The sequence below is a fragment of the Roseateles sp. genome, assembly GCF_044373315.1.
In the GTDB taxonomy this organism is placed as follows: Bacteria; Pseudomonadota; Gammaproteobacteria; order Burkholderiales; family Burkholderiaceae_C; genus JACDQM01.
The window spans coordinates 26,337-34,346 of the sequence record NZ_JBILQK010000039.1; the positions used below are offsets into that span (position 1 = coordinate 26,337).

The 8,010-nt window shown below is 65.1% G+C and carries 6 protein-coding genes and 1 pseudogene; 4 read left to right on the forward strand and 3 right to left on the reverse strand.

The annotated features are described in order from the left end of the window. Positions 1 to 5 precede the first annotated feature (5 nt). Both ACIQ67_RS11000 and ACIQ67_RS11005 read right to left on the reverse strand, forming a co-directional pair. The gene (locus ACIQ67_RS11000) at positions 6 to 2,150 is read right to left on the reverse strand and encodes an EAL domain-containing protein (RefSeq protein WP_397534407.1); all 2,145 of its coding nucleotides are present in this window, start codon (positions 2,148 to 2,150) and stop codon (positions 6 to 8) included. After that, on the reverse strand, positions 2,147 to 3,418 hold the full coding sequence (locus ACIQ67_RS11005; protein ID WP_397534408.1) for an HD-GYP domain-containing protein: 1,272 nt from the start codon (positions 3,416 to 3,418) through the stop codon (positions 2,147 to 2,149). Before ACIQ67_RS11005 ends, ACIQ67_RS11000 begins: the two co-directional genes overlap by 4 nt. A gap of 215 nt (positions 3,419 to 3,633) precedes the next feature. Here ACIQ67_RS11005 and ACIQ67_RS11010 point away from each other — a divergent pair, with 215 nt between their 5' ends. From ACIQ67_RS11010 to ACIQ67_RS11025, 4 genes are all read left to right on the forward strand, one after another. Then, entirely contained in the window at positions 3,634 to 4,335 is a 702-nt protein-coding gene (locus ACIQ67_RS11010; RefSeq protein WP_397534409.1) for a 3-oxoacid CoA-transferase subunit A, read from the forward strand. A gap of 1 nt (position 4,336) precedes the next feature. Next, positions 4,337 to 5,020, forward strand: a complete 684-nt coding sequence (locus ACIQ67_RS11015; RefSeq protein WP_397534410.1) for a 3-oxoacid CoA-transferase subunit B — start codon at positions 4,337 to 4,339, stop codon at positions 5,018 to 5,020. Between the two features lie 4 nt (positions 5,021 to 5,024). Further along, positions 5,025 to 6,230, forward strand: coding sequence for a 3-oxoadipyl-CoA thiolase (gene pcaF, locus ACIQ67_RS11020; protein WP_397534411.1), 1,206 nt, complete (start codon positions 5,025 to 5,027; stop codon positions 6,228 to 6,230). 308 nt (positions 6,231 to 6,538) lie between these two features. Beyond that, a complete protein-coding gene (locus tag ACIQ67_RS11025; RefSeq protein ID WP_397534412.1) occupies positions 6,539 to 7,381 on the forward strand; it encodes an IclR family transcriptional regulator C-terminal domain-containing protein in 843 nt (280 codons plus the stop codon). 90 nt (positions 7,382 to 7,471) lie between these two features. Here the strand turns inward: ACIQ67_RS11025 and ACIQ67_RS11030 are convergent. Further along, positions 7,472 to 8,010: pseudogene (locus ACIQ67_RS11030) on the reverse strand (peptidase M20); the annotation flags it as partial.

Below are 8,010 nucleotides of genomic sequence, written 5' to 3' on the forward strand. Positions count from 1 at the left end.
CGGCGTCAGCCGTTCCTGGCAATGCGCGCCTGCAGCAGCGTCGGGCGCGCGTGCGTGCCCTGCGGGCGCAGAGCGGCGTCTGCAACGGCAGGCCAGACCCTCTCCTCGAAGCTGCTGGCGTCGAGTGCTGGGGCGTAGAGATAGCCCTGGAACTCGTGGCAGCCGGCCTGCTGCAGGAAGTTGCGCTGCGCCAAGGTTTCCACACCCTCGGCAATCACCTGTAGGCGCAGGGCACGGCCGAGCTGGATCACCGCGTTGACGATGCCCGCATCGCTTTCATCGTCGGGCAGACCCTTGACGAAGCTTCGATCGATCTTCAAGCGCTGGATCGGAAAGCGCTTCAGATAGCCCAGACTGGAATACCCAGTGCCGAAGTCGTCGATCGACATGCAAACACCCAGGGCCGCCAAGGCTTCCAGGCGGTGCAATGCCTCCTCGGCATCACGCAACAGAATCGACTCCGTCAGCTCCAACTCCAGCAGCTCAGGCGGCAAGCCAGACTCGTTCAGCACGGCGGCGACGGTTTCGGCAAACTGGGGCTGCTGGAACTGCAGCGCGGAGACATTGACGGCCACCGGCATGCGCCGTCCTTGACGCAGCCATTGCGCCGCCTGCTTGACGGCGCGCTGCAAGACCCAGTCACCAATGGCTATGACGAAGCCGCTCTCCTCCGCCACCGGGATGAATTCGGCAGGCGAGACCTCCCCGCGAGTCGGGTCACTCCAGCGAATCAGCGCTTCGGCCCCAATCACCTGGCCAGTGGACAGATCGATCTGCGGCTGAAAATGGAGCCGGAATTGCTCCTCCTGCAAGGCCTGCCGCATCGCGTGGTCCAGGCGCATGCGCGACAGCAGGTCGACATCCTTGCGGGGCTGATGAAAGCGAAAGGCCGAGCGTCCGCTCTCCTTGACCCAGTGCATGGCGCGCTCGGCGCTGGCCATCAGCTCCTCGACCGTGGCGCCATCGCCAGGGAACAGCGCGATGCCGATGCTGCAGGTGACCGTGAAGCTGAGCGTGTCGAAGCTGAAGGGGCGGGACATCGCCTCCTGGACGCGCCGCGCTGCCAACTCCGCCCCGCGCGCATCGGCCTGGTGAATCAGCAGCGCAAAGTCGTCACCGCTCAGGCGTGCCACCGTGTCGACCTCACGCAGACACTCCTTCAGACGCAGCGCCACTTCCTTCAGGACCCGGTCGCCGTAGTTGTGCCCCAGCGTGCCGTTGATCTGCTTGAAACGGTCCAGATCGACATCCAGCAGTGCAAACGGCGTTCCTTCACGCCGCCCCATGGCCTGCGCGTAGTCGAGGCGCTCGCACAGGGCGCGACGATTGGGCAGGCCCGTCAGCATGTCTGAGTGCGAGAGCTCCTCAATGCGTTGATTGGCCGCAAGTTTTTCGCTCAGGTCGCGATAGGAATAGACGCGGCCGATAGGCCGTCCGCGGCTCCATTGAGGCTGCGACACCCGCTCCAGCACGCGTCCGTCGATCAGCTTGATCACATCACTGGTTTGCAGCAGCGGCGCTTCCTCGATGGCAGCCAATCGAACTGCATAGCTTGCGCCGTCCACCACGCTGCGCCGCATCCAGGCCTGCACGGCTTCATCGTTGCGCTCCAGCAGCAGGTCCTCGGGCAGGCCCCATAGGGATGCGAAGCGCTGGTTGAAGCTGCGCATCCGCCCGGCCAGGTCCGTCACCAGAATGCCATCCGCAGTCGACTCCAGCGTGGCCTTCAGTTCCGCCAGAAGGGTCTCGCGTTCTTCATCATGTTGGCGCTGGCGCGTCTGGTCCTGCATGGTGACCAGCCACAAGCCCGGGCCGCCCGGCTGGGGCACATGGGTGATGCGACGCGACACCCACAGCGTCTGGCCGTCGCCCGCACGGAGCAAGGTATCGGAGTGCAAGCCCTCGCGGCTGCCAGAGGCGGCCTCCATCCAGAACACTGCATCCTCGGTAGTGCAGGCCAGCGAATCCATGCTGCAGCCGAGCAGTTCACCCGAGCTCACACGCAGCAGCTGGCACGCCGACTGATTGAGCGCCAACAAGGCGTTCGTGCTCGCGTCGACCAAGCATACCGCCTCCTGCAGACCATCCAGAAGATTCTGGTAACGATCAACAAGCGGCGCCCCCTGCGACTTGAGCTTGGGAAAAATCACGCAGCCATCTCCCCGGCGGGCGCGGTGGCGGCACTCTCGAAGAAATAGGCCACCCGGGTACGCGGACTCAGGTAGTCCAACGCTTCGCGGGGCAGCAGGTTGGGCTTGAGGCTGCGGCGGATGCCGAGGTCGGAATGATCCTCGAGATTGACGATCAAGGCTTCTTCCCGGGGAACCTTCCGGTCATGGACCATCACCTTGGGCTTCAGCGGCCGCGAGGAGTTCACAGCCACCACCAGGGCGTAGCGATCGTCGGTCAGCTGGACGGCGGAACCCGGCGGATAGACGCCCATCATGCGGATGAAGGCGTTCAGCATCGTCGCATCGAATCGATTCCGGCCTTGGGCGAACATCAAGGACAAGGCTTCGTGCGGCGTCATCGATTTGGACGCCAGCAGCGGATTGCACAGCCCGTCGAATCGATTGACCAGGGCCACGATGCGGGCCGCGGCACTCATCCGGTCGACGTTGATACGCTGCGGGAAGCCGCTGCCATCCGCATTCTCATGGTGCTGGGCGATCACCAGCATCGGGCCGGAAGCCAAGCCCATCTGCTGGGCCAGCGCCACGCCCTTCATGACGTGCTGCTGGTACAGCTGCGTTTCCGCAAGGGTGAAGCTGTCGTCGCGATTGCGCACCCGCGCAGGCAATTCGGCCTTGCCGATGTCATGCAGCAAGGCGCCGACCCCCAGATCCATCAACTCATCGCGCCCTAGGCCGAAGGCTCGACCCAGCAGCAAGGAAATGATCGAGACGTTCAAAGCGTGAGCGGTGCCGCGATCACCCGCCCCTTCATTCAGCAGCCGGATGCTGACATCACCTTCGACCAGCATCTTGTCCAACATCGCCGCGGTCAGCGCAATTGTCTGGTCGCGCGAGGTATGCGCGTCACGCGACAAGACGTCGATCACCCCACGGAATGCGCTCGCGGCTTCGCCGTACTGCTTCTCGCACAGATTGAGCGCGGCGCGCTGTTCAGCCAATGCGCGCCGGTGGACTTCCTTGGCTGCTTGATCGGGATCCTGAGTGGCCGACTCTGCGATCGGCAGCGGCACCGGTGCCGAGTCGGTCTGCAGATCGCTCTTGCCCGGACTCCAGCGCACCTGCTTGAGACCGAGGCGGCGCAAGATGCCCAACTGCTCTTCCGAACTCAGCTTGAAGCTGCTGAGCGGAAAAGGGTGCGACATCCACCCCAGATCCAGATGGATAAACATGCCCACCTTCAGCTGGCTGACGTCGATCAGGGGATCGGAAGATCTGTCCTTCATTTGGTACCTACGGCCTATTTTTGGGCGCCCTCGTGCCTAGCATCGGTCAACTCACGCCGTTACTTAAGTGAACAAGACACTGCAAATGCCTTCAGCGTGCAACCGGATGAAATTTACGTGCGAATTGTCACGCCATCCACTTGACCTCCGCCCCAGCTCGGGGGACAGTTACATCCAAATAAAGAACTTAAGTTCTTAATTAGAACTAACTCGGAATGATCAACAAGGTGCACGACTCGGCTGCCGAGGCGCTGGCCGACGTCAGTGACGGCTCGACAGTGATGATTGGCGGCTTCGGCACGGCCGGCCTACCGGATGCATTGATCGAAGCACTCTTGGACCAAGGTGCGCGCGAACTGACCGTGGTCAGCAACAACGCTGGCAACGGCGACGCGGGGCTGGCCGCCTTGTTGGGTGCCGGCCGCGTGCGCAGGATCATCTGCTCCTTCCCGCGCCAGTCCGACTCGCATCATTTCGACGCGCTCTACCGCAGCGGCAAGATCGAGCTCGAACTGGTCCCGCAAGGCAACCTGGCCGAGCGCATCCGGGCGGCCGGCGCCGGCATCGGTGCCTTCTACACACCGACCGGCTACGGCACGCAGCTGGCACAGGGCAAGGAATGCCGCATCATCGGCGGCCGCGGCCACGTGCTCGAATACCCGATCCACGCCGACGTCGCACTGATCAAGGCCGAGCGCGGCGACCGCTGGGGCAATCTCTGCTACCGCATGAGCGCGCGCAACTTCGGCCCCATCATGGCCACGGCGGCCAAGACAACCGTGGCTTCTGTGCATGAACTGATCGAGCTCGGCGGCCTCGACCCCGAAGCCGTGGTGACGCCCGGCATCTTCGTCCAGCGTGTCGTCCAGGTCGCTCGCCGGCGGACGGGTGGCGCTGGCTTCAAAGGAGCCGTCTGACATGAGCAGTGCTGCACTGAAAGGCTGGAACCGCGCCCAAATGGCCGCGCGCGTCGCCCAGGACATTCCGGAGGGCGCATTCGTCAACCTTGGCATCGGGCTCCCGACCTTGGTGGCCACCCACATTCCAGCCGGCCGCGAGGTGATCCTGCACAGCGAGAACGGCGTACTCGGCATGGGCCCGCCCCCGGCCCCGGGCGCCGAAGACTTCGACCTGATCAACGCCGGCAAGCAGCCGGTCACGCTGCTGCCGGGTGGTTGCTTCTTCCACCACGCCGACAGCTTCACGATGATGCGTGGCGGCCATCTGGACATCTGCGTGCTGGGGGCCTTCCAGGTCTCGACACGCGGCGATCTGGCCAACTGGCATACCGGAGAGCCCGACGCCATACCAGCGGTGGGCGGCGCCATGGATCTGGCCATCGGCGCCAAGCAGACCTTCGTGATGATGGAGCACTGCACCAAGAGCGGCGAGAGCAAGATCGTCGAAGCCTGCCGCTATCCGCTGACCGCCGCCGCCTGCGTCAGCCGCATCTATACCGACCTGGCCGTGCTGGCCGTCACGCCGGAAGGACTGCAAGTCATAGACATGGCAGACGGCCTCGACTTCGACCGCCTGCAAGCCCTCAGCGGCGTCCCGCTGCTGCCGGCCCGCCCCCCTCTAACACCGACCTCAATGGAGTAGACACATGATGAAGAACGCCCTGATCTGCGATGCCCAGCGCACCCCCTTCGGCCGCTACGGCGGCGCCCTGTCCCTGGTGCGCACCGACGATCTCGGAGCCGTGCCGCTGCGCGCGCTGATGCAGCGCAACCCGGGTGTCGACTGGGAGGCCGTGACCGATGTGCTGTACGGCTGTGCCAACCAGGCCGGCGAGGACAACCGCAATGTGGCCCGCATGTCCGCCCTGCTGGCCGGCCTGCCGATCGGCGTGCCCGGTGCCACCATCAACCGCCTGTGCGGCTCGGGCATGGACGCCGTGGGCAGCGCTGCGCGCGCCATCCGCGCCGGTGAGGCCGAGCTGATGATCGCCGGCGGCGTCGAGAGCATGAGCCGTGCGCCCTTCGTCATGCCCAAGGCCGAGAGCGCCTTCTCGCGCAGCAATGCGGTCTACGACACCACCATCGGCTGGCGCTTCGTCAACAAGCTGATGAAGGAGCGCTACGGTGTCGACTCGATGCCAGAGACGGCAGAGAACGTCGCAAGTGATTTCAAGATCGAACGCGAAGCGCAGGATCGCATGGCCATGGCCAGCCAGATGAAGGCAGTCGCCGCCCAGCAGGCCGGCTTCTTCGACGCCGAAATCTGCCCGGTCAGCATCCCGCAGAAGAAAGGTGAGGCCCTGCTCGTGAACCGCGACGAGCACCCGCGCGAAACCAGCCTGGAAGCGCTGGCCAAACTCAGAGGCGTGGTGCGCCCGGACGGCACTGTGACGGCGGGCAATGCCTCGGGCGTCAACGATGGTGCGGTCGCGATGCTGATCGCCAGCGAGGCCGGCGCCGCAAGGCATGGCCTGACGCCGCGCGCCCGCGTGGTCGGCATGGCCACTGCAGGTGTCGCGCCGCGCATCATGGGCATCGGCCCGGCCCCGGCTAGCCGCCGCGTGCTGGAACTGACCGGCCTCACGCTGGCGCAGATGGACGTGATCGAGTTGAACGAAGCCTTTGCCGCGCAGGGCCTAGCCGTGCTGCGTGAACTGGGCCTGCGTGACGATGATCCCCGCGTGAACCCCAATGGTGGGGCAATCGCGCTCGGTCATCCGCTCGGCGCCAGCGGCGCACGGCTGGTGATGACGGCGGTGAACCAACTGCAGCGCAGCGGTGGCCGCTACGCACTTTGCACCATGTGCATTGGCGTCGGCCAGGGCATCGCACTGATCGTCGAGCGCGTCTGATCGCGCAGTGAACCGACCCCGCCAGCGCCCGCAGGGCCGGGTCTTCGCGAGACTGCGAACCCGGCCGCTCGCCCCACCCTTGGAGCACCAAGCCCACAGGGCATCGCCATCAGCCCGCCCCGGAACAGGACCTCGGTGCCTGCAGCAATGCGGACGCAGGGGCGATCATCACCATCTTGGTGCACAAAGGTTCGCCAATCGCCCACCGTGTCGGTAACTGCGTAGGCCAAGGCGGCTTTGTCTTTCTATAGTCAACGCTTTCTGGCTCGCGTCCGGTTTTCAGGGCGCTAATCGCACTCCAAGTCACCATGTCTGCTGCCCGTGCTCTCGATGATCTGGCCGCAATCGCCGCGACCAGCAGTAACGCCCACGCCCCGACGGCCGTCAGCGACAGCAGCCCGCTGAAGCGGGACCTTGTCGCTGGATTGGAGAAAGGCCTTGCCGTGATCGAGGCCTTCGATCAGGAGCGTCCGCGCCTGACTATCAGTGAAGTGGCCGCCCGCACCGGCCTGACGCGCGCTGCAGCGCGGCGCTATCTGCTGACACTGACCCATCTGGGCTTTGTCTCGCAAGACCGCAAGATGTTTGCGCTGACGCCCAAGGTACTGCGACTGGGTCAGAGCTATATGCACTCAGCGCGGCTGCCACGCATCGTCGAGCCCGAGCTGCACAAGCTGGCCTACGCGATGAAGGAAGCCAGCGGCGCCGGCGTGCTGGACGGCAACGATGTGATCTGCATCTCGGCCACCAGCGCTGGCCGCGTGGTGTCGCCGACCCTGCAGCCTGGCACCCGCGTGCCGGCCTTCTGCGCCGGCACCGGCCGCGTGATGCTGGCGGCGCTACCGCAGACCGAGATTGACGACTGGGTGGCCCGCCAGGAGCTGACCCAGCTGACGCCGCACACCATCACCCACCCGGAACGCCTGCGCATCGAAATTGCGCGCGCGCGCGCGCTGGGCTATGCCTGCGTCGATCAGGAACTGGAGTTGGGCCTGCGCACAGTGGCCGTGCCCTTGAAAAACTACCGTGGCGATGTGGTGGCCGCGATGAGCATCAGCGTGCACGCCTCACGCATGAGCATGGACCAGCTGGTGGATCACTGCCTGCCGCCGCTGCTGCAGTCGCAAGCTCACCTCAGAATGCTGCTGTAAGAGCGGCAAACAAACCCCTTCTGGCGTCGTTGCTGGCTTTTGTCAGCCGCTCTACACCTAACCACGGCGGGCCGCAGACCGCAGCGAGCGTCAGGGATGCGCTGCCATCACCTGCGCCACAGCGGCCGTCAGCCGCTTGCCATAGGGCACGTGCAGGAACTCATTCGGGCCGTGCGCATTGCTCTTCGGACCGAGCACGCCGCAGACCATCATCTGCGCCTTGGGGAAGCCCTTCTGCAGCATGCTCATCAAGGGAATCGTGCCGCCCTGACCGATATAGCCCAGCGGTGCGCCGAAGTGCGTCTGGCTGGCCTCATCCAGCGCATGCGCCAGCCAGGGTGACAGCTCGGGCGTGTTCCAGCCGGTCGCACCGTAAGCGCCAGCGCGCCCATCCGGCACGAAGGTCACCTTGGCGTTGTAGGGCGCGTTGTCTTCCAGCAAAGCCTTGAGCTTGAGCGCCGCCTCGTTGCCGTCCACCAGCGGCGGCAGGCGCAGCGAGAGCTTGAAGGCGGTGTAGGGCCGCAGCACATTGCCGGCGTTCTTCAGCTCGGGAAAGCCGTCGACACCGGTCACCGACAGGGTCGGCCGCCAGGTGCGGTTCAGCAGCACTTCGACCGGATCCTGCGTCA